The organism is Afipia massiliensis (genome assembly GCF_014203115.1).
Lineage (GTDB): Bacteria > Pseudomonadota > Alphaproteobacteria > Rhizobiales > Xanthobacteraceae > Afipia > Afipia massiliensis.
Genome location: NZ_JACHIJ010000002.1, coordinates 536338 through 558199, shown reverse-complemented (window position 1 = coordinate 558199; position 21862 = coordinate 536338). Strand labels below are relative to the sequence as shown.

Annotated in this window: 17 protein-coding genes, 1 tRNA gene and 1 pseudogene; 14 read left to right on the top strand and 5 right to left on the bottom strand. The window is 60.6% G+C overall.

What is annotated here, in order from left to right; translation table 11 throughout:
• The first annotated feature begins 31 nt into the window (after positions 1–31).
• From HNQ36_RS07480 to HNQ36_RS07450, 7 genes are all read left to right on the top strand, one after another.
• Complete coding sequence (locus HNQ36_RS07480) at positions 32–1132, top strand: sensor histidine kinase (RefSeq protein WP_184083523.1); 1101 nt, start codon at positions 32–34, stop codon at positions 1130–1132.
• A 110-nt stretch (positions 1133–1242) separates the two neighbouring features.
• Positions 1243–2628: a patatin-like phospholipase family protein gene (locus HNQ36_RS07475; protein ID WP_184083521.1), complete on the top strand. Its 1386-nt coding sequence runs from the start codon at positions 1243–1245 to the stop codon at positions 2626–2628.
• A 117-nt stretch (positions 2629–2745) separates the two neighbouring features.
• On the top strand, positions 2746–3798 hold the full coding sequence (locus HNQ36_RS07470; protein WP_184083519.1) for a patatin-like phospholipase family protein: 1053 nt from the start codon (positions 2746–2748) through the stop codon (positions 3796–3798).
• Between the two features lie 3 nt (positions 3799–3801).
• Positions 3802–5256, top strand: coding sequence for a GntP family permease (locus HNQ36_RS07465; RefSeq protein WP_184083517.1), 1455 nt, complete (start codon positions 3802–3804; stop codon positions 5254–5256).
• 142 nt (positions 5257–5398) lie between these two features.
• Positions 5399–6883, top strand: coding sequence for an Asp-tRNA(Asn)/Glu-tRNA(Gln) amidotransferase subunit GatB (gatB, locus tag HNQ36_RS07460; protein ID WP_184083515.1), 1485 nt, complete (start codon positions 5399–5401; stop codon positions 6881–6883).
• A 1130-nt stretch (positions 6884–8013) separates the two neighbouring features.
• Entirely contained in the window at positions 8014–8232 is a 219-nt protein-coding gene (locus tag HNQ36_RS07455) for a hypothetical protein (protein WP_184083513.1), read from the top strand.
• A gap of 177 nt (positions 8233–8409) precedes the next feature.
• Positions 8410–8676 carry an SEL1-like repeat protein gene (locus HNQ36_RS07450; RefSeq protein WP_046826702.1) on the top strand — a complete coding sequence of 89 codons (267 nt, stop codon included), beginning with the start codon at positions 8410–8412 and terminating at the stop codon, positions 8674–8676.
• A gap of 171 nt (positions 8677–8847) precedes the next feature.
• Here HNQ36_RS07450 and HNQ36_RS26640 read toward each other — a convergent pair.
• Positions 8848–8982: pseudogene (locus tag HNQ36_RS26640) on the bottom strand (GIY-YIG nuclease family protein); the annotation flags it as partial.
• Between the two features lie 257 nt (positions 8983–9239).
• Here HNQ36_RS26640 and HNQ36_RS07440 point away from each other — a divergent pair.
• The 6 genes from HNQ36_RS07440 (at position 9240) to HNQ36_RS07415 (ending at position 15098) form a co-directional block, all read left to right on the top strand.
• The gene (locus HNQ36_RS07440) at positions 9240–10466 is read left to right on the top strand and encodes a tyrosine-type recombinase/integrase (RefSeq protein ID WP_184083511.1); all 1227 of its coding nucleotides are present in this window, start codon (positions 9240–9242) and stop codon (positions 10464–10466) included.
• A 77-nt stretch (positions 10467–10543) separates the two neighbouring features.
• On the top strand, positions 10544–11089 hold the full coding sequence (locus HNQ36_RS07435) for a hypothetical protein (RefSeq protein WP_184083509.1): 546 nt from the start codon (positions 10544–10546) through the stop codon (positions 11087–11089).
• Positions 11090–11145: 56 nt separating this feature from the next.
• Positions 11146–11490, top strand: coding sequence for a helix-turn-helix transcriptional regulator (locus HNQ36_RS07430; RefSeq protein ID WP_184083507.1), 345 nt, complete (start codon positions 11146–11148; stop codon positions 11488–11490).
• A gap of 109 nt (positions 11491–11599) precedes the next feature.
• Complete coding sequence (locus tag HNQ36_RS07425) at positions 11600–11785, top strand: hypothetical protein (protein ID WP_184083505.1); 186 nt, start codon at positions 11600–11602, stop codon at positions 11783–11785.
• Positions 11786–12122: 337 nt separating this feature from the next.
• Positions 12123–13103: a hypothetical protein gene (locus HNQ36_RS07420; RefSeq protein WP_184083503.1), complete on the top strand. Its 981-nt coding sequence runs from the start codon at positions 12123–12125 to the stop codon at positions 13101–13103.
• A gap of 468 nt (positions 13104–13571) precedes the next feature.
• A complete protein-coding gene (locus tag HNQ36_RS07415) occupies positions 13572–15098 on the top strand; it encodes a porin (protein WP_184083501.1) in 1527 nt (508 codons plus the stop codon).
• Positions 15099–15194: 96 nt separating this feature from the next.
• Here the strand turns inward: HNQ36_RS07415 and HNQ36_RS25920 are convergent, their stop codons facing one another.
• Together HNQ36_RS25920 and HNQ36_RS07410 are read right to left on the bottom strand one after the other, a co-directional pair.
• Positions 15195–15674 (bottom strand): hypothetical protein, encoded by a 480-nt coding sequence (locus HNQ36_RS25920; protein WP_210311946.1) that lies wholly within the window; start codon positions 15672–15674, stop codon positions 15195–15197.
• 219 nt (positions 15675–15893) lie between these two features.
• Positions 15894–15985: transfer RNA gene (locus tag HNQ36_RS07410), tRNA-Ser, on the bottom strand.
• Positions 15986–16685: 700 nt separating this feature from the next.
• Here HNQ36_RS07410 and HNQ36_RS07405 point away from each other — a divergent pair.
• Complete coding sequence (locus HNQ36_RS07405) at positions 16686–18188, top strand: porin (protein WP_184083500.1); 1503 nt, start codon at positions 16686–16688, stop codon at positions 18186–18188.
• Between the two features lie 233 nt (positions 18189–18421).
• Here the strand turns inward: HNQ36_RS07405 and HNQ36_RS07400 are convergent, their stop codons facing one another.
• On the bottom strand, positions 18422–19315 hold the full coding sequence (locus HNQ36_RS07400; RefSeq protein WP_184083499.1) for an alpha/beta fold hydrolase: 894 nt from the start codon (positions 19313–19315) through the stop codon (positions 18422–18424).
• Positions 19316–19464: 149 nt separating this feature from the next.
• Complete coding sequence (locus HNQ36_RS07395) at positions 19465–21666, bottom strand: lytic transglycosylase domain-containing protein (protein ID WP_184083498.1); 2202 nt, start codon at positions 21664–21666, stop codon at positions 19465–19467.
• Positions 21667–21862: the final 196 nt, after the last annotated feature.

Here is a 21862-nt window from a genome sequence, read left to right as displayed (position 1 = left end):
ATTCGTCTCCTGATCTGGCCATGTTTTGTCCATGAGCGCCAATGACGGCACAACGCCTCCGGAACAGGTCGATCAGCTTCTGAGTTCGCCATCGCTGGTCCGGGCCATCGAGGGCGACAGCTACAAGCATCTGCTCGACAGCGTTCCCGTCGCAGTCGCGGTATCGCGCGGCTCTGAAAAAAATCAGCACATCGCTTATGCCAACGCGGCCTTCGAAACCGTAACTGGAATGGCGGTTGCGGATGTCGAGGGCAAGCCGTGGTCCGTGCTCGACGTCTTTCAGAACGAGGACGATCCGTTACAGACCCTGGGTCAGGCGATCGCGGCGGGTGAAGACTTTCTCGGCGTGTTCCGGCCGGTTCAGGGCGGCGACAGGATCGTCATTGTTCAGGCTTACGCCTCCGTGATCGAAAGCGACGACGGCGTGGAGAATTTCCGGATCGTGGCGCTGGTCGATGTTGGCGGACGCGAGCGCGCGCAGCTCGAGCAGTACGAAATCCAGATCCGCGAGCGCGACACGCTGATGCGCGAGTTGCAGCACCGCGTGAAAAACAACCTTCAATTGATCACTGCGCTGATCCGCCTGGAGGCGCGATCCGCAACCGAAGGCGAAACCGTCGCGCTGGCGCGGCTTGCGAGTAGGATCGATGCGCTGACTGTGTTGTATCGCACACTGTCGGCCGAGGACGCCGGGGACGATATCGACCTTGGACAATATCTGGCCGATGTCGCTGGCGCAGTGATGGCCGCCAATGCGACGGCCGACATCGAGTGCGACGTTCAGACCGGTTACTGTCCGCTGTCGATCAATGTGGCGATGCCGGTCGGCCTGCTGGTCAACGAGATGCTGACCAACGCGCTGAAATACGCATTCACAGGCCGCAGCGCAGGTGTCCTGAAGGTGATCTGCAAACTTGAAAACGAACGCGTGACCGTTGTCGTTTCCGATGACGGTGTGGGGATAGGGGAGGGCGTTGTGTGGCCTTCGCCGCGGAAGCTGGGTGCGCTGATCCTGCAAACTCTGAAAGAGAATGCAAAGAACGTCCAGTTCGACGTCGCCAGCATGCCGGGGCAGGGAGCCTTCTTCACGCTGATGTTCGACCAGAAGTCTTCGAAGAAGCTTGCGAGCTGATTCCGCGCAACCCCCGCCTTGCATTCACCATTTTGCGGGCAGAAGGCCTGACGCAGCGGTATGTGTTCCTTAACCTTCGGCGTCGATAACGGCCGGTGGGATCGGTGATTATGCGTTGGGTGCGGCCTCTCGCCAGTGTTGCGTTCGTGTCCGGCGTTCTGCTGGGCTGCGCGTCGATTCAGAATGCTCCAGTCAATCTGCCGGGATCCGACAACCTCGCTGACAGAGGAAATATCGGCTTCGGCGAGACGACGAGCCATGAGGACACGGTCGTTGGACTGTCCTTTTCAGGCGGCGGAACCCGCGCCGCCGCGTTTTCCTTTGGCGTGCTGCAGGAGATGGAGCGCATTCCGGTCCGCGGCGCGCGGGGATCGATGATCGATCGGGTCGAATTCATCTCCGGTGTGTCCGGCGGTTCGGTTACGGCGGCCTATTACGGTTTGCGGAAGCGGGCTGCTCTTGCCGATTTTCGTGAGCGGTTCCTGTTGCGCAATGCGGAGGAGGGACTGCAGACAAATCTCACTCTGGCTACTCTCTCCCGCGCTGTTGCCGGCGGCATCAACGACTCCACGGGATTTCCGCGCTGGCTCGACGCCAATCTGTTTCAGGGAGCGACGTTTCGCGATCTGGGCCTCACGACGCGGCCGCAGGTCTGGATCAATGCCTCCGACATTTATAACAGGACGCCATTCGTGTTCGGTTCGGTGGCCTTCGGCGCCATGTGCAGCAATCTGTCCGAGTATCCGCTGGCGAACGCGGTTGCGGCTTCGGCGGCGGTCCCCGTGGCGTTTGCGCCGGTCGTGATCCAGACGTTCCCCGGAAAGTGCAACGATCGGCTGCCGCCGTGGATCGTGCGCGCACGGGACAATTCCAACGCGCCTCCGATGCTCAACTCGTTTGCCAAGGCGATCAGCCGCTATCACGACGGCTCTATGCCTTACATCAAGCTGCTCGATGGCGGCCTGGTCGACAACTATGGCTTGGCCGGCATGACCATCGCACGGCTGTCGTCAGATACGCCGTATGGACCGCTCAGCCCGCGACAGGCGGTGAAGCTGCGGCGTGCTCTCATTCTGGTGGTCGACGCCAAGACGGGTTTGTCCGGCAACTGGATCAATACCATTGAAGGCCCGAGCGGCGCTGATCTTGTGAAGGCAGCGGCCGACACCGCCATCGATGCCAGCGTCGCCGGCAGTTTCACCGCGTTCAACGCGACGATGATGGACTGGCAGGGCTCGCTGATCAGATGGCGTTGTGGATTGTCGGTCGCGGATCGCGCGAAGTACGGAGTAGGCCCGGGCTGGAATTGCCGCGATCTGAAATTCTATGTCGGGCGGATCGGCTTCGATCAGCTCGACCAGGCGCGCGCGGCAGACCTTGAACGAATCCCGACGCGCTTCCAGCTTCCGCCCGAACAGGTCGACAGCGTCATTGCCGCGGGCGGCGATGCGCTGCGGGCAAGTCCGACGTTCCGCAGTTTTGCGGCGGGTTTATAAGAGGGCAGTCCGGCGATCGTCATCTTTTCGAGGTAGGCTATGGGGCCGTTTCATTGCAAGCTTGAGCGCGCAAGACCCAGCTGAACGATGGACGTCGTACTTCGTGCAGGAGGACAGATGCCACTCGACCCCTCTAAGGCTTCCGTCGATACCGTTCACGATACACTTCTGGTCGACCTCGCGCTTCAGGGCGGCGGTTCTCATGGCGCCTTCACCTGGGGCGTGCTCGACCGGCTCCTTGAGGAGCCGTGGCTACGGATCGATGGTATTTCCGGCACCTCCGCCGGTGCGATGAATGCCGTGGTGCTGGCGGACGGATACGCTGCAGGCGGACCGGAGGGCGCGCGTACGGCCCTCGAACTGTTCTGGCGACGTGTCTCGCACGCCGCCCGGTTTAGTCCCATTCGGCGCAGCCCCCTGGATATTCTGCTGGGCAGATGGACGCTCGACAACTCGCCATTCTTTGTTGCCTTCGATATGGCCGCGCGGCTGTTCTCGCCTTACGACCTGAACCCGCGAGGCGCCAATCCGCTCAGGGAAATTCTAGCTGAGTGCGTTGATTTCGAGCGGGTTGCGAAGTCGTCCATTCGCCTGTTCGTCACAGCGACCAACGTTCGCACGGGGCGCGGACGTGTCTTTCGCAATGCCGAGATGACTCCTGACGTCCTGCTCGCGTCGGCCTGTCTGCCGACGTTGTTTCAGGCGATCGAGATCGACGGTGAAGCCTATTGGGATGGCGGCTACTCGGGCAATCCGACCATCACCCCATTGGTGCGGGAGTGCAAATCGCAGGATACGCTGCTCATCGCGGTCAACCCGGTCGAACGCGAGGGTACACCACGTTCGGCGCGCGAGATTCTCGATCGGCTGAACGAGGTTTCCTTCAACGCCACGCTGCTGAAGGAACTGCGCATGATCGCCTTGCTGCGGCAAGTCGTCGATGCCGGCACCGGGGAAGGGGCGTTGTGGGCAGGGATGCGTATCCACCTGATCTCCAGCACAGCCATCGACAAGCTTGGTGCGTCATCGAAATTCAACGCGGAATGGGATTTCCTGACCATGTTGCGCGACGAGGGACGACGTTCAGCCGAAACCTTTCTGACTGCTCATGGGTCGGATGTGGGCAAGCGATCCACACTCGATCTGGATCGTCTGCTGGACGAGGTCTGAACCATGGGCCTCCTGGGAATTCTCCTTGCGCTCGGATTGCTGATCTGGCTCGCCTATCGCGGCTGGAGTGTGCTCCTGCTTGCGCCTGCGGCGGCGCTTGTCGCGGCGGCGGTGTCACGAGAGCCGTTGCTTGCCCATTGGACCCAGACCTTCATGGGCAGTGCGGCGCAGTTTCTCGCACAGTTTTTTCCGCTGTTCCTGTTGGGCGCACTGTTCGGCAAGTTGATGGACGACAGTGGTTCGGTCGAGGCGATCGCGCGGTTCATGACCGAGAAGCTGGGTCCGAGCCGCGCCATGCTGGCGGTGGTGCTTGCGGGCGCCGTCGTGACGTATGGCGGCGTAAGCCTGTTCGTCGCGTTCTTCGTGCTGGCGCCGATGGCCCAGGCACTCTTCCGCGCGGCCAACATTCCGCGGCGGTTGATGCCGGCCGCGATCGCACTCGGCACCTCGACATTCACGATGACGGCATTCCCGGGCACGCCTGCGATTCAGAACGCGATTCCGATGCCGTTCTTCGGTACGACGCCGTTTGCCGCGCCGGGCCTCGGCATCATTGCCTCGGTCATCATGCTGGGATTTGGCTTGTGGTGGCTTGCCCGTGCCGAGGCGGCTGCGCGCCGATCCGGCGAGGGCTATGGCGACGGTGCCGATGCGGCTCCAAAGCTGGCCGCCGACGATCAGAAAATTCGTGAGCGAGCGACGACTGCGCGGGAATTTGACCCTGCGGAAATCGGTCACGGCCACCATACCGATGCCGTGGTGCCGATCGGTGTGGCTGTGCTGCCGCTTGCCGTGGTGGTGAGCGTCAATCTTCTCATGTCGCTGGTCATCCTGCCAAGGCTCGACTTTTCGTTTCTGGCGGAAGAGCGCTGGGGCAGTTCTTCGTTGTCTGCGGTGGCCGGCGTTTGGTCGGTCGCGGTCGCACTTGCGGCTGCGATCGTGACGCTGATCGTAGTCAATCGCCAGCGCTTGCCGGCCTTGCGGCTCAGCATGGACGCAGGGGCCAATGCGTCGGTCCTGCCGGCCTTCAGCGTGGCCAGCCTTGTGGGTTTCGGAGCCGTTGTCGCAATGCTGCCGGCGTTTGCGGCGGTACGCGACTGGGTGCTTTCAATTGGAGGCGGGCCGCTGGTTTCGCTTGCCGTTGCGACCAACGTGCTTGCGGCTCTCACCGGCTCGGCGTCGGGCGGCATGACGATCGCGCTCGATGCGCTCGGCAGCACTTACATGCGCATCGCGGCGGAACAGGGCATCGATCCGGCGCTGATGCACCGGGTGGCGGCAATTGGCTCCGGCACGCTCGACAGCTTGCCGCATAACGGTGCGGTGGTGACATTGCTCGCCGTCTGTGGATCGACGCATCGCGAAAGCTATCTCGATATTGTCATGGTCGGCATCGCTGGTGCGCTGATTGCGCTGGCCGCGGTGATCGCTCTGGGGTCGATGTTCGGGTCGTTCTAGGCGAGATCGAGACCGGGTGGAGCCTCTCTCGACGCGGTGCCACAGGGCTGCTAAAAACTCTCATCCAACAAAGAAAAGCTCAAATATTTCAACGCTTTTCGATGTGAATCGCTATGAACGCGTCCTTATCCAGAGCCGTCCCATGAACGCACCTGTCAAACCTTCAAAGCTCATCAAAGGCGCCACTGGCGATTGGGAAATGGTCATCGGGCTGGAAATCCACGCCCAGGTGACCTCGAACTCCAAACTGTTCTCGGGCGCCTCGACCGAATTCGGCGGCGCGCCGAACGATCACGTCTCGCTGGTCGATGCGGCAATGCCCGGCATGCTGCCTGTCATCAACGAGGAATGCGTGGCGCAGGCGATCCGCACCGGCCTCGGCCTGAAAGCGCAGATCAACCTGAAGTCGACCTTCGACCGGAAGAACTATTTCTATCCGGATCTGCCGCAGGGCTACCAGATCAGCCAGTACAAGTCGCCGATCGTCGGCGAGGGCGAGGTCGTTATCGAACTGCGCGACGGCCAAAGCATCACGGTGGGTATCGAGCGGCTTCATCTCGAACAGGATGCGGGCAAATCGCTGCACGACCAGCATCCAACCATGTCGTTCGTGGATCTCAACCGCTCCGGCGTGGCGCTGATGGAAATCGTCTCCAAGCCGGACATGCGGTCGTCGGAAGAGGCGCAGGCCTACGTTGCGAAGGTGCGGAGCATTCTGCGTTACCTCGGCACCTGCGACGGCGACATGGAGAAGGGCAACCTGCGCGCGGACCTCAACGTCTCGGTCCGCAAGCCCGGCGATCCGTTCGGCACCCGCTGCGAGATCAAGAACGTCAATTCGATCCGCTTCATGGGCCAGGCAATCGACTACGAGGCGCGTCGCCAGATCGGTATCCTGGAGGACGGTGGCAGCATCGATCAGGAAACCCGGCTCTACGATCCGAACAAGGGCGAGACCCGCTCGATGCGCTCCAAGGAAGAAGCGCACGACTATCGCTATTTTCCGGACCCCGACCTGCTGCCGCTGGAATTCACCGCGGCCTATGTGGACGCGCTGAAAGCGAAACTGCCCGAACTGCCCGACGAGAAGCGCGAGCGCTTCATGGCCGACTTCGGCCTGACGCCTTACGACGCCAGCGTGCTGGTCGCCGAGCGCGAAAGCGCGGACTTTTACGAAGCGGTGCTGGGCAAGCTCGCGGACAAGGCGCGCGACGGCAAGCTGGCCGCCAACTGGGTCATCAACGAACTGTTCGGTCGTCTCAACAAGGAGGGGCAGGATATTTCTGCCTCGCCGGTCTCGGCGGAGCAGATGGCCGCGATCATCGGCCTGATCGGAGAAGGAACCATCTCCGGAAAGATCGCAAAGGACCTGTTCGAGATCGTCTGGACCAAGGGCGGCGATCCGCGCGCACTGGTCGAGAGCCTCGGCATGAAGCAGGTCACCGATCTTGGCGCTATCGAGAAGGTGGTCGATGACATCATCGCCGCAAATCCGGACAAGGCGGAGCAGGCGCGCGCCAAGCCGCAGCTCATGGGCTGGTTCGTCGGCCAGGTGATGAAGTCGTCCGGCGGCAAGGTGAACCCGCAGGCAGTGAACGACCTTCTCAAGGCCAAGCTCGGCATCTGAACATCGTTAACGCGATGATGCCGGGTGCGCGCGGCGAGCTTGCGCGCGCTCTCCGGTCATCTCGTTTTCGGTTTTCGATGCGACGATGAGCGCGCAGCATCGGTACGCCGGCGGCGAAAACCTCTCGCGACGTGGAATCGATTTGCGAATCAGATTCGCAAAAGCGTCCGGAAAAGTTCTCCGGTGCGAGCGCTGATCGCGCCAAAACCAAATTTTCCAGAAAATATTTTTGTTGCCAAAATTTGCGACTCAGAGTCCGCGAAACGCACTTTTCGCCAGCCGCAGAGTTATCCGCGGTTTTAAAGGCGTTACGATGCGTGTTGTGTTGCGATGAAAGAAACCACTGCGGCACAGTCGTTTCTTTGATGCGTGATGTTGCGTCGCTCAGGCGTTTCGTGCGCGCGATGCAGTGTCACGCAGAGGCGTTGCAACGCTTCCGTTTCGTGTTTGCAGCGCGCGCTGCGCCTTGTGCGTAAACACTTCCTTAAGCGGGACACTGTTTTTTTGAGTGCGTTGGTGTAATCCAGATGAAGTGCATTTCGATTCCCGAGTGCACACAGCGATTAAGCCATCTCACGAACTTAGGAGGGCAACATGGCCAAGAAAGCGAAGAAGGCGAAGAAGGCGAAGTCGGCAGTGAAGAAGACTGCCAAGAAGACCCGCAAGGTCGCCAAGAAGAAGAAGTAAGGCTACGCCTTATGGAATTGCCGGCACATGATGCCGGCATCGTCACAAGAGCCGCCAGGCTGATCTGTTCGCAAGAACGAGTTTGAACCGGCGGCTCCAGTCGACGAAAGAGGGTGTCGGCGAGACATCAGGCGAGACGGTCTGACCATCGTTCCCGCAAGGGGCCGGTCAGGCAGAAGAGTTCAAGAGCTCTTCGTTCGTTGCGGGGGATGACCTCGCAGTTTCCCGGCGGTCTGCCTCGGCAGGCGGCCCGGTGAAATCTCAGTCCTGACGTGTTCACCGACGCCCTCGTTTTTTTGAGCCGCACTGTCCATGCCTCCCTCGAGTGCATCCGGCGGCGATCTCTCCAAGACCAGAAAACAATCTCCGACTCTCTGACGTGACGTTGTCCGCGCGGGCAATGACCGCATCCGGCGTGTGTCTCGTCGATAAGAGTCCCGGCTGTGAACACCGGCGACCGCCTCGGTCAGCATCCTGCACTCAGCAAGCGCGACCATGCGCGTCACGCTGACTCTTGTCCGCGCAATGGTTATCGCTTCGCCAAAGACGAAGGTGAATCGATTGTCACGATTGCCGAGAAATGCTTGAAAACATGGGATTTCTGCGATTCGACGCGCGGCGCGCGAGCGCTGCGTTCACGTTCGATTCATCGCGATGCTTAAACTGCCATTCAAATTTTACGGGTCATATGATCCCAACAAGCCGGCAAACGGCGAACGCGTATTCCGCAGAATTGGCAAACCGGTTTTGCGGAATACGCGCCAACAAAAGCAACGGTCGCATCAAGCAGAATATCGACAGGAGCCGCGCTCGCCGCGGCGGGAAATCGGAGAGCCAGGATGTTTCAGGGAACGATCGATACCGGCACCGCGCTGCCGGTCGAGGAGGCGGCGAACGGAGACATCCTGTTCGACCTCGGCATGATCTATTCGAGCGGGCGAAACGGCCTGATCGATCTTGTCGCCGCACACAAGTGGTTCAACCTGGCTGCGCTCAAGGGCAGGGTGGATGCCATCTCGCTGCGCCGGGAAGTCGCCGGGCTGATGTCCGATGTCGAGATCGCAACAGCTCAGCGTGAAGCGCGGGCGTGGATGGCGATGCACTAAGAGACATGGCTGCCGGTTTTGACCTGCTGAGCGCATTGGCTTCGAGCGCCGCGCCTGCGTGATACGATCCCTACCACAGACGCTTGTTAGCGAAGGCGTGCCCCGAGCCGGATAATGCTCAAATGAAGCCGCCTTGGCTTCATCCGAGAAAGCCACGTAGGTCACGAGCCGCCAAGGCATGAACTTCGATGTATGCGTAGATTTTCCAGCATTGTGTTCGGCGGTGCGCCGTTTCAAATCTGAGGTTACGCCGACATAGCGCTGATTTTCGGCGGTATCGCTCTCCAGCAGATAGACGTACCACATGGAATTAGCCCTCCTTCGCCGAGGCTTCGGAGGGCATCCTGCTTCGTCCCGCCGGATGCCAATCCTGCGAAGCGCGTAGCGCGAAGCAGGATGGCGGAGACGGAGTCCGCCCGGCGGGCTTCTAGCCTAATTTACCCTAATTGAAAAAACCCATCGTTCCCATGGACTTATCCCGGCTTCTATGCCTTAGCGGTTATGGGGGGAAATAGCCCCTTCAGGATGCAATGTATGGGTACAAAAATGGGTAGGGTTTTTCGATGCTTCATCGGCTGACAGCAACTCAGTTGAAATCATTCACTGAGCGAGGTCGGTATGCTGACGGTGGTGGCCTCTGGTTTCAGGTTTCCGCGTTCAACACGCGCGCGTGGATATTTCAGTACCGCATCGGTGGCCGGGTCCGTCAGAAAGGACTCGGCCCTTATCCTCAGGTCGGCTTGGAGAAAGCACGCAAAAAGGCTGGGAAGTGCCGGGACCAACTAGACGACGGCATTGACCCGATTGCGGACACGAAAGCCCAAGCCCGCAAAAAGACCACGTTCAAGCAGATGGCCACGGCCTATGTTGAGGCACAGGCACCCGGCTGGCGAAACGCGAAGCATCGCCAGCAATGGACCAACACCCTCACGACCTACGTCTACCCGGACATTGGCGATGAGGCGGTATGCGATGTCGATAAGACCAAAGTCCTGAAGGTGCTGAAGCCGGTTTGGGCCAAGACGCCAGAAACGGCCGAACGCATCCGTGGCCGCATCGAAAAGATACTCGATTACGCAAAATCGAACGGGGCGCGGGAGGGGGACAACCCGGCCGCGTGGCGCGGAAACCTTGCTCATGATTTTCCGGGCCGGTCGCGGCTGGCAAGGGTCAAGAACCACGAGGCGATGCCATATACTGCCGTACCCGGCTTCATGACCGAACTGCGCAAGCGTGACAGCATCAGCGCTCGCGCCTTGGAATTCACGATCCTCACCGCCGCGCGCACCGGCGCTGTGATCGGGGCAACGTGGCACGAACTCGACCTAGCCGAAAAACTCTGGACGGTTCCGCCGGATCGCGCGGGGGTGAAAATCGAGGGCAACAAACCGAAGGTCGTTCCGCTTTGCGACCGTGCCATCACCATCTTGAAGGCGTTGCCGCGTGAGGACGGCAACCCGCATGTTTTCGTCGGCGGCACGCGAGGCAAGGGCATCTCGAATATGGCCATGCTCGAACTCGTGCGCGGCATGGTGCGCAAGGGCATGACGGTCCACGGATTTAGGTCCAGCTTCAAAGACTGGGCGGCGGAATGCACCCGTTACGAAAACATCGTAAGCGAGGCCGCGCTCTGGCACGCGGTCGCCGACAAAGTCGAGGCCGCGTACCGGCGCGGTGACTTGTTGGAGAAGAGGCGCAGACTCATGCGTGACTGGATGAACTATTGTGCTCAGCCACCGGCAAAGCGCGATGGCGTTGTGACCCCGCTGCGTAAAGGGGACTTAGCGTGATGGCATCGAGGTACGAAGAGATTCTAAGCAATCGCAAAAATAACCGCGTTGTGAAACGCTCGGAAGGCGGCTTTGCTGTGAAGCGCCCGACCCGAACCAAGCCCGGCGATCATCTGTCATGGCTGGTCATACGCGCCAGAGACGGCAAGTGGGACGACCTTGTTGAATACATCAACAGCGACGCCCCCCTCACGCCGCAAGGCCGTGCTGCTGTCGCCTTGCTGCTGAAGGAATTTCTCGAACGCCGCCATGGTGGACCGTCCGGCACTCCCACCGATGAGCAAGAGGCCATTGAAGTCGCGGTTTGGTTTATGTGCGCCGCGCGAGATATTTTCACTGATCGATACGGTCGCGAACGACTGAATAGCGATGAGATAAAAGAACTAGCCCGCGTGACGGCGGCCAAGACGAGCGCGGAGTTTTCGAAGCTGAACGCGCCATTGGAGGCCACCGACCTGATCGGCCTGCCCGGTGCGTCGAAGAAATCGCCGTATAAAGTCGGCCCGACCAAGCACGCGGAATATCTTGTTTGCCGTGAGTTGCGCTTCGCGGCGCGTCCCCTCGTTGACGAACTGGTCGAAGCACTCGCCGTGTTCACCGGAAATAAGCCCGTTAAAGTCTAGGAGTCTGCGGGCTTAGTACCGGCTAGACCTCGTTATCGTTCACGAGGTTTGGCGCGATGGGTTCACCAGAAGTTCAGCAGCAGGCGACCCGACTGGTGCGAATGCAACAGGTCGTCGATATGACCGGCATACCTGCGCCTAGCCTCTACGTGATGATGGCCGCCGGTGCTTTTCCGAAGCAGATTGCGCTCAGCGTCAACCGCGTAGCTTGGATCGAAAGCGAAATTCAGGACTGGATCAGGGAGCGCATCGAGAAGTCGCGCGCGCCATCATCTGATGAACCTCAAACATTGAAGCGTGGTCGCCGCCCGCCGAAGGCTGCGCGCGATGATGCACGCCCGGCGCGCGTCCCGCGCCGTACGAACTCAACCAGCGCCGATGGGCGGCGCAAAGCGAGGTAACTGAAATGAAAAACCTACCAAGCTATATCGCGACGGCAAGTTCGTGAGAATTCTCGACGAGTCCGAGGGCAATTATTTTTGCCGCGATGGCGAGTCGATCAGAGCCGAGATGACTCTCATGGACGCCATGCCGGTCTTCGATAGTGCGGGCCACCGGCCGGGTTCGTTGTCCCTCACCGATGCTGAGCTAGACCGGCGCGCGGATATGTACGATGCGCAGAAGGCTCGCATCTCCAGCCGCAGTTCGATGACGCTGCCGCTGGCGAAGACCACAGGGCGGTGTCCTCGTTCATAGAAACAACACCCTGAGTCTGCGGCCTACCTTTCGGGGCGCGGCAGGCAGCGAGCGCGGTTTGGTTTCCTTTCTCGCGCTCCGGCACGGCGGCGCGGCTGTTGGGTGCCGCCCCCAGCGTGCACCCAGCAGTTGAGGCTTTCGACGGAGGTTGCATTCTGACACAGCCGCGACGGCCGTTTTCCGGCAAGAGGGCGGGCACTGCCGCCCCTGAACGCGAAATGCTTACCGTGGGCCGCGACAGGGGCGACAAAACGGGTTCCAAACCCCGGCCAAAAGCCGGGGCTTCACGGGCGGCCCCCTCGGGGCCGAATTACAACCGGTCCAAAAGGCCCTTCAAATGCGCGCGGCGGCGGTCAACCCGGCTAGTTCCCCAAGGCCCCCGCGTCCGGTTGGCCGTTCGACTCGCCCTGACGCCGCCGCTTTCCTAGTCGCGCTCGCGCCGCTCGACGTTTACGTTTACGCGCACTCGGGCCGCATTCTGTTCAAGCGGTCGCTGACAACCGAAGAACAGCAGCATCTCGCGGATAACTGTCAAAGCCTCGACGTGCATCGGCATGGGCAATGGATAAAGGATGCGAGCGGCGCATTCCGGCAGTTGAACATCTTCCCCTTCAAAGAACAGGTTCAACTTGTCGGCGCAAACCGCGTGGCGCTCGAATACCTGGCCTCACGCGATGACCGCATTCCGAAAGGCGACGGCGCGTTGCCGAAGCGTGACCGTCAACCGCCGCTCATCATCTATCTCGAAATCGCGCTCGACATCATTCTGGCGAACGAACAGATCCTGCGCGAGGCGTTCGCTGCGTTCAAGCGATGCTTCGTCCAGCTTTGGAATGGCAAGAACGAGGCCATCGAGTTTGACAACGGCGGCATGTCGACCGGCCGCCGATGGAACGGCAAATATCTCAGCGGATACATCTCAAAACCCAGCCCCGTCACCGGCGAGGTCGATTGCCTGCATATCGAGTATCGGATTTGCTCTGCCCGCGCCGTGCGCGCCGTTGGCATTGCCAGCATCGCGGATTTGCTCGCGTTCGACTTCCGCGCCTTCTGGCAGAAGCACCTCGTGTTACGCGATGTCGATATCGCCCGGCTAGGTCGCCATAGCCTGAACAAGCGTTTCGGGAAGCGGCGGCAAGAACCGGGACCCGACGACCGCCGTACCGGGCAAGTTCTCTGGCGCGCGTATGCATACGATAAATCCGGCAGCTTGTGCGTTCAGGCGCTGATCCAGAACTACGGCTCAGGGCCGTTTCTCAAGAACATCCCCATTGCTCATTTTCTGCCGTCTAGCGGTGAAAATGCTCTCGTTTCCTGAGTCGCCTGTATCTACGGTAATAAAAGCAGAGTTGTTGTAAAGCCGGACATACACCCCCCGCCGCCATCATCGATGCGCGACTGAGTCGCTGAGTCGATGCTCATCGAGCGGTCGGGCAGGGGGCCAGGAGTTGTACTTTCGCCAGCATTAGCCCCTCCAGGGCTACCAATAGGGGAAAAGGCCCCCTTTCTGTTGCGTGAAAACCACACAACCGTGTCCAAATCCGAGCAATTGCCAATCAATTCTTGTGCAACAAGGCATTCATCCGGCATCTTTGTGGAAGCGACGGAGGGGGGCATCCCGAGGTCGTCCCGTTTGGGAGTTTCGCTTAAGTCGCTCGCGTTCAGCGGGAGTGTCCGAAAGCGCGAGGCGACCGGGCGGTTAGCGGGGATTAAGGGAACCAACCAAGTGGTGTGACTTACACCACCGGCCCGGGACCTTCCCTAGAGAGCAAAACTTGGAGGTTTTATGAGCAACATTAAGAGCCTTATCCTCGGATCGGCTGCGGTTATCGCAGCGTCCGCTGGAGCACAGGCAGCCGATCTTCCCGTCAAGGCGAAAGCCGTTCAGTACGTGAAGATCTGCTCCCTTTACGGCGCCGGTTTCTACTACATCCCCGGCACTGACACCTGCATCAAGCTGGGCGGCTACGTCCAGGCTGACTGGAACATCAACGGCAATAACTACGGCAAGCCAGCTTGGGACGAAGCCTCGACCAACGCTATTGCTGGCACTTACGGCAGCGGAAGCCGCAACAGCGACTACTTCACCACCCGCGCTCGCGTTCAGCTGAACATCGACACCCGCACCGCCACCGAATACGGCGTTGTTCGCACCTACTGGTCGAGCAACTTCGAACATTCGAGCGGCTTCGGCCCGACGTCGGGCAACCTGACGATGGACTACGGCTTCATCCAGTTCGCCGGTTTCACCCTCGGTAAGGCAGTCTCTGGCTTCCAGACCCCATGGGGTGCTTACGGCGCCAACAACAACACCTCGTTCGTGCTCGGCGGCTACGACAACGCGACTGGCATCAACCAGATCGCCTACACGTGGCAGTTCGGCAACGGCGTGTCGGGTCAAATCGGCATTGAAGACAACCGCGTCATCAACCGCGCTCAGCTGATCAACGCTTCGCTGGCGGCCAATACTGGTGCTGGCAGCGCGATTGCTGTGACCGGTGCCTACACCAACTCGTACGGCGGCAACGTGTCGCCTGACATCACCGGTAACCTCCGGATCGATCAGGCTGCCTTCACCGCTCAGGTGTCGGGTGCTCTGCACAACCTTCACGCCAACTACTATGCTGGCCCAGCGGGCGCAGCTCCGGTTGAGCCGAACGGTCATCCGTCGGATGAATGGGGTGGAGCGGTGTCGGTTGGCATCCAGTTGAAGAACCTGCCGACCGGCCCTGGCGACAAGCTGTCGTTGGATGCTACCTATGCTAACGGCGCGATGAAATACCTCATCGGCGGCGTGACCGGCAACAACTTCGACAAGTTCAGTGGTGATACGAACTTCGCTGGCAGCTACCAGAGCCTCGCTGTTCTGTCGCTCGCCGACGGTGTGTACACCACCGGCGGCAGCATCGAGAAGACCTCGGGCTGGGGCTTCCGCGGCGCTTACGTCCACAACTGGACCCCGAATTGGGAAACCAGCGTGTTCGGCAGCTACACGAACATCGACTACAACAGCAACGCTTCAGCTGGCATCTGCGCTGCGCAGCTGGGACAGTCTGTGAAGGTCAACGGTTACACCTGTAACCCTGACTTCAAGATCTGGCAGGTTGGTACCCGTACCGCCTGGACTCCGGTCAAGAACCTGACGTTCTCGGGCGAAGTGCTCTACACCGAGCTCGACCAGTCGAACACTGGTTCGCAGGTTCTTGCTGCAGGCCAGGGTGGCGGCAACGCTGCCTTCAAGCCAGGCGCCACCTACGACTACAAGGATCAGGGCATCTGGGTTGGCAACCTCCGCGTTCGCCGCACCTGGTAATCGCAATCGCCTAACGGCGATTACGACCTGAACTAAAAGACCCCCGGCAGGAAACTGCCGGGGGTTCTTTATTTCATTAGGGAGATACAGACTGAACTAGTCGCGAGTCAGCTTCAGCTCACGTCGAATTAGCCGTGTGCTGAACACCTCATCGATGCGTCGAACCATTTCGCCGACGTTGATTAGAACGACGATCGGCGGCCTTGCAGTGGCCGTCCGTAAGGTTAGCGTTTCGGTTGAGGGCAGGTGATCCAGCGTCCCAGCTCCGCTAGGATCTTCGCCTGGTTCGAATACAAGCCAATCAGATAGCTCTTTGCGGTTGGCTCGAACAGCGAAATCGGACGCTAGTTTTACTGCGGTAGAAGCCTTAATCCCGGTTCGTACAAAGGCAGCCAAGAATGCCAACTCGATTACGTTCAGGCGACTTACAGAGCGCCGCGCGCCCGTGCGTGTCGATTTGAAGCGAGTAAGGAGTTCTGGGCGCTGCAGCCAATTATCGATGTCCTTGGACCTAGCGCCCACTAACTCTGACAGCTCGGAAGCGCTCGCCCTTAATTCGAACTCCTGATTGCTCATGCAGGTCCTTCGCTGTGGCAGTAGGGCTGGAAATCGACGCGGGCGTGCATCTGAAAATGTGGGAAGCCGGCTAAACTAGCCTGAAAGTAGCCTGAGTCGCTTGGGGAGGAAGAGATCCGGCGCGGTTAGTCACCCTATACGTCGCCGCGCATGGGTAGAAACATTGGTAGTGCAGCGCCTCGTGCTAACTTCTTGATATAGCTATAGTTTTATAGGTGTTGGCGGAGACGGAGGGATTCGAACCCTCGATACCCTTTTCAAGGTATGCTCATTTAGCAAACGAGTGCCTTCAGCCGCTCGGCCACGTCTCCACAGGCTCGATATGCCTCACACGATGACGCGCCGCAAGTCGCGGATGACTTTTATAAAGCCTGTGTTTGCCTCAGGCTCCTTCAAATCGTTCTCCTGCCTTTATAATGTCGCGACCATCGCACTCGGTAGGCGTGTCCCGTCGCGGTTGCGCCGTAATTGGTGAGAAGAGCGGCCACTGTGACGTTCCAAAAGCGGGAACAAAGCTTGTTCGGGCGACGGTTTCACCAGGATTGAGCGCCGAGACACAGGGCATCGAAGGCCGTTTTTCAGGTGCTTCGATTCGCGCAATTCACAGCCGCAACGCACCTGATGCCGTGTGCGCTGCCATAATGACCATTTCATGGAACATTCTGGGGTGGTTGCAAAAGCTAAATAGTATCAACAGCTTGTGTGGGATGCCAGCAACAGGTTGCGTGCCATTTGTGCAACATCTCCTTAAAAACGGCCGGAACCGCACCGTTTCAAGGCGGTCTTTTGTTGTGTGTTCACGACTGTTGGGCAATGGTCATCGAAGCGACGGAGGGGGGCATCCCGAGGTCGTCCCGTTTGGGAGTTTCGCTTAAGTCGCTCGCGTTCAGCGGGAGTGTCCGAAAGCGCGAGGCGACCGGGCGGTTAGCGGGGATTAAGGGAACCAACCACGTGGTGTGACTTACACCACCGGCCCGGAACCTTCCCTAGAGAGCAAAACTTGGAGGTTTTATGAGCACCATTAAGAGCCTTATCCTCGGATCGGCTGCGGTTATCGCAGCGTCCGCTGGAGCACAGGCAGCCGATCTTCCCGTCAAGGCGAAAGCCGTTCAGTACGTGAAGATCTGCTCCCTTTACGGAGCCGGTTTCTACTACATCCCCGGCACCGACACCTGCATCAAGCTGGGCGGCTACGTCCAGGCTGACTGGAACATCAACGCCGGCAACTACGGCAAGCCAGCATGGGATGAAGGCGGGTTCCGCGCTAACGGTACCGGCAGCCGCGACAGCGACTACTTCACCACCCGCGCTCGCGTTCAGCTGAACATCGACACCCGTACCGCCACCGAATACGGCGTTGTTCGTACCTACTGGTCGAGCAACTTCGAACATTCGACCGGCTTCGGCCCGTCGTCGGGCAACCTGACGATGGACTACGGCTTCATCCAGTTCGCCGGCTTCACCCTCGGTAAGGCGGTCTCTGGCTTCCAGACCCCATGGGGTGCTTACGGCGCCAACAACAACACCTCGTTCCTGCTCGGCGGCTACGACAACGCGACTGGTATCAACCAGATCGCCTACACGTGGCAGTTCGGCAACGGCGTGTCGGCTCAGGTCGGCATCGAAGACAACCGCGTCATCAACCGCGCTCAGATGCTCGATACCTCGATCACTCTGACCGCTGCTCAGGCAGCTTTGGCCTTGGGTCAGGGCGCTTATCCGAACTCCTACGGCGGAAACGTTTCGCCTGACTTCGTCGGCAACATCCGTGTCGACCAGGCTGCGTTCACCGCTCAGTTGTCGGGTGCTGTGCATAACCTTCACGCCAACTACTATGCGAACGGCGCGTCGGCTGCCACTGTTGAAACCAACGGTCATCCCGAAGATACGTGGGGCTTCGCGATCTCTGGCGGCATTCAGCTGAAGAACCTGCCGACCGGCCCTGGCGACAAGCTGTCGTTGGACGCGACCTATGCTGACGGCGCGATGAAGTACCTCATCAGCGGCGTGACCGGCAACAACTTCGACCACTTCAGCGGTGGTTCGGGTGCCAACTACAACAGCTTCGCCGTTATGTCGCTGTTCGATGGCATCTACGGCGCAGGCACGAAGATCGAGAAGACCACTGGTTGGGGCTTCCGTGGCGCTTACGTTCACAACTGGACCCCGAACTGGGAATCCAGCTTGTTCGGCAGCTACACGCGCATCGATTACAACAACAATGCGTCTGACCTCTACTGTGCACGTTATGCTGCTCAGGTTGTCGTCGGAACGCCGCGTGCGAACTGCAACCCTGACTTTGCCATCTGGCAGATCGGTACGCGTACCGCATGGACTCCGGTTCGTAACCTGACGTTCTCGGGCGAAGTGATGTACACCAACCTCGATCAGTCGATGAGCGGCACGGTTGTTGCTGCTGCCAACACCATGGGTGCCTTCAAGCCGGCTGGCAACTACAACTACGAAGATCAGGGCATCTGGTCCGGCAACCTCCGCGTTCGCCGCACCTGGTAATAGTAACCGCCTAGTGGCGATTACGACCTGAACTAAAAGACCCCCGGCAGGAAACTGCCGGGGGTTTTCTTTGTCTTGCGTCATTCCGGGCGCCCGCCACGCATACCGCGTCGTCCCCGCGAAAGCGGGGATCCATAACCACCGAAGGTTATTGGGCTGAGATCGCTTACTCAGGGAGTATGGGGTCCCCGCTTTCGCGGGGACGACAAAAGGATCTGGGCCGATGGCAGGTTTTAAGACGCCGTCGCCCCATCACACCGCGCGCAGAACGCGACGATGCGGTCCATCGTGGGGTTGTCGGCCAGCAACGGCGCGTGACCCTGATCTGCGACTGTCACGAGCTCGATGTCCGGTCGCCGCGCGATCATGTCCTGAACGCCCTGAAGCGAGAGCAGGTCGGACAGGCCGCCATGGATCAGCATCACTGGAACGCCCGCGAGCTTGTCGAACAATTCCCAGACCTGCGGCAGCGGATTAGCCGGGTCGAGTCCGTCAAGCGTATGCGCGAGTTTCAGGTCGTAGGTCCGCTCCAAGCCGCCGCCGGCCTTTTCCCGGAACGCGCGCCGCGCCCATGCCATCCACTCGGCATCGCTCAGCGACGGAAACACGCTGCCGAACAACTCCTTCAGGCCGCCCGCCGCCTCATCCCAGGTTTGCCTCGGGGGCGGATTGGCGATGTAGCCCTTGATCTTCATCAGGCCGTCGATCTCCAGCGCCGGGCCGATGTCGTTCAGGATAACGCCGGCCAGCAGTTGCGGCTGCGCCGCCGCCAGCGCCATCGAGATCAGGCCGCCGCGCGAGGTACCGAGCAGAATGGCGCGGGAAATTCCGAGCGAAGCCGCGATCGTCAGGACGTCGCCAAGCTCAACCGGGACCGTGTATTTGGCGGGGTCCGGGTCGTAATCCGACAGGCCACGGCCGCGATAATCGACCGCCACCACCTTGCGGGGCGCAGCCGGATTGGTGGCAATGGCGCGCGCGATGTCGTCGAAATCGTCAGTGGTTCGCGTCAGGCCGGGCAGGCAAAGCACCGGCAATGCCGTGCCGTTGTCCGGACCGATGACCTTGGCATGGAGCTTCAGCCCGTCGGCCGACTGGCAGTACACGTCGCGGAATGATTGGGGCATTTGCCGTCACCCTGAGGAGCCGTAGCGCAGCGAAGGCCTCGAAGGGCGACGCGCCATGCTGAGAGATGGATGGGCCGTTCATCCTTCCAGGCTCGCCGCATATGCGGCTCGCACCTCAGGATGACGGAGTGGAAACTAACGGCCCAAATCTATTCCACACCCGCGCCGCGGCGCAAATCGGCCTCGATCAGCAGCTTGCTGCCGCCGCCGAACCGCGAGCGGTACACCTGCACGTTTTCCATGATGCGCTGGACGTAGTTGCGGGTTTCGGAGAACGGGATTTTCTCGACCCAATCGACCGCGTCGACCTTGGGATCGCGCGGGTCGCCGTAGCGCTCGATCCATTTGCGTACGCTGCCGCGCCCGGCATTGTAGCCTGCGAAGGTCATGATGTAGGAGCCGCGATAATCGTCGATCAACCCGCCGAGTTCAGCGGCGCCGAATGCGGCGTTGTAGGACGGGTCGGTTTTCAGCTTGTTGAGATCGAACGTCGTGCCGTATTTCTTGGCGACGTATTTGCCGGCGCCTGCCGTCACCTGCATGAGGCCGTAGGCATTGGCAGGGGACACGATTGTCGGATGGAACGCGCTTTCCTGCCGGGCAATGGCGAAGACGATTGCCTTCTCGACCGCGGGGCCAAAGTCCTTGTAGGGCGGAATGCCGCTCACTGGATAAGCGTAGTGATCGAACGGCATGCCGCGATTCAGCGCGGCTTTGCCGACCATCAGCATGCCCCGCGCATCGTCGTGACGCTGAGTCAGTTCGCAAAGCGCAAGCAGGCCGTCCATGTCGGCGCGTTCGCCCATGTCAGCGAGAATCGGGATCGCGATCTCGCGCTCATCCAGCGCGTAGAGAAGCTCGACGGCGCGGACGACCTCCAGCCGCTCGCCGCCGCGCGAGCGGCCGGGCACGCCGTTCAGCGCGATTTGCGGCAGTCCCAGCTTTGCGCGCGCGAGCTGGCCATAATAGCTGGTCGACTGCGCCGCAGCTGATTCATACGCGGCGCGCGCCTCTTGCGACCGCCCCGCGGCTTCCGCGGCACGGCCCTGCCAGTAACCGGCGCGGGCGAGGGCGGTCGGATTGACGCTGCCGACGCCGATCCGCGCGAAATGCTGGGCCGCGAGGTTTGGATCGTTGAGGAATCGCAGTGCGATCCAGCCGGCGGTGAATTCCTGTTCGGTCTTGTAGATGTCGCGTGCCGGCAGCGACGCATCGCGCGCGACAGCATAGGCGATGCGCGGCTCGTTGGTGTCGAGCAGTTTGCGCGCCAGCAGCCGCCGTTCGATCCACCATTCGTCAGCATTGACCAGCCGGGCCGGATCGCGCGGCGCGGCCTGCATGGCACGCGCGGCTTCCAGGAATTTGTCCTCGCGCCGCAGCCATTGTGCCTTGCTGAAAAGATACAACGGATCGTTGTGCAGATCGTTCGGGACGGCATCCAGCAGGGCCTTCGCGTTCGAGGCCTTCTTGTTAAGCGCGGAGCGGGCCTTTGCGAGCGCGACATGACCGCTTCCGAGTCGCTTGGCGGAGCGTAATGCGGACTCGGCGTTGTCGCCGCTGTACAGCAGCATATCCATCCGGACCTTGATGTCGCCGGATGTCAGCAGCGTGCCGAACCTGTCGAACGCTGTTTCCTCAGTGTCGGACGAGAAGGAATCGCCGCGCCACGCAGCGCGTACGAGCCGTTCCGCGCCGGGCCGGTCGCCGCGCGCCAACAGGGCGCGCGCCAGCATAAATCGTCCTTTGCCGGAGATCGGCTGTTCGCCGCCGAGAAACGCCAGGACAGCGGCATCGTCGCGCTTGTCGTCCCACAAAGCCGCTTCGCCGCGCCGCCGCAGGAATGTCACGCTTGGCCAGGTCGGGTTCTCGGTGATGAAGGCCTTGTAGCGGTCGGACGACGCGTTGTTGTCGTCGCTGCGCAGGATCATCCACTCGGAGAGCTTGCGCGCGACGGGATCCGAGATCGAGGCCTGAAGCTGCGTGGCATCGGCCGGTTTCCGCTTGCGCACCAGCTCGATGATCTGCTCGAGCGTTTCCATGTCGGCCTTCGAGGTGGACGATGACGTGGACATCGCCAGAGGCACGGCAGGCTTTCGGGGCGGTGCAGGGCGCGCGGCCAGAGTTTTGGGCGCAGGCGCGGCTGGGTCAGCTTTCGCGGCCGACGGAGCTGGTGGTTGGGCGGGCTTCGCCGGTGTGGTTTGCGGCGTCACATTGCGAGACACCGGACGCGGCTTCGGTAAAGGAACTGCGGACGCTGCATATGAAATCAGCGCAAAACCGCCTGCGCCGAGGAGAACAGCGGTCCAGCGCGCCAAACGGGGGAGCCCCGCGGATGAAGGTGCAAATGGCATCACGGGCGGCCTGTGCGGCGAATCATCAAGAGCCTTCACCCAAGGTGTAGTGCATTGAATATGTGGACAAAACATCAAATGTGTTAGAACAGGCACAATGCCGCAACACCGCGGCAAAATCGCGGCTAACGCAGGGTCATCCAGGCGTCGGGGCGCGGTATGGGAGTGCCCGGGACTTTCATCGCGCTTCGGGACT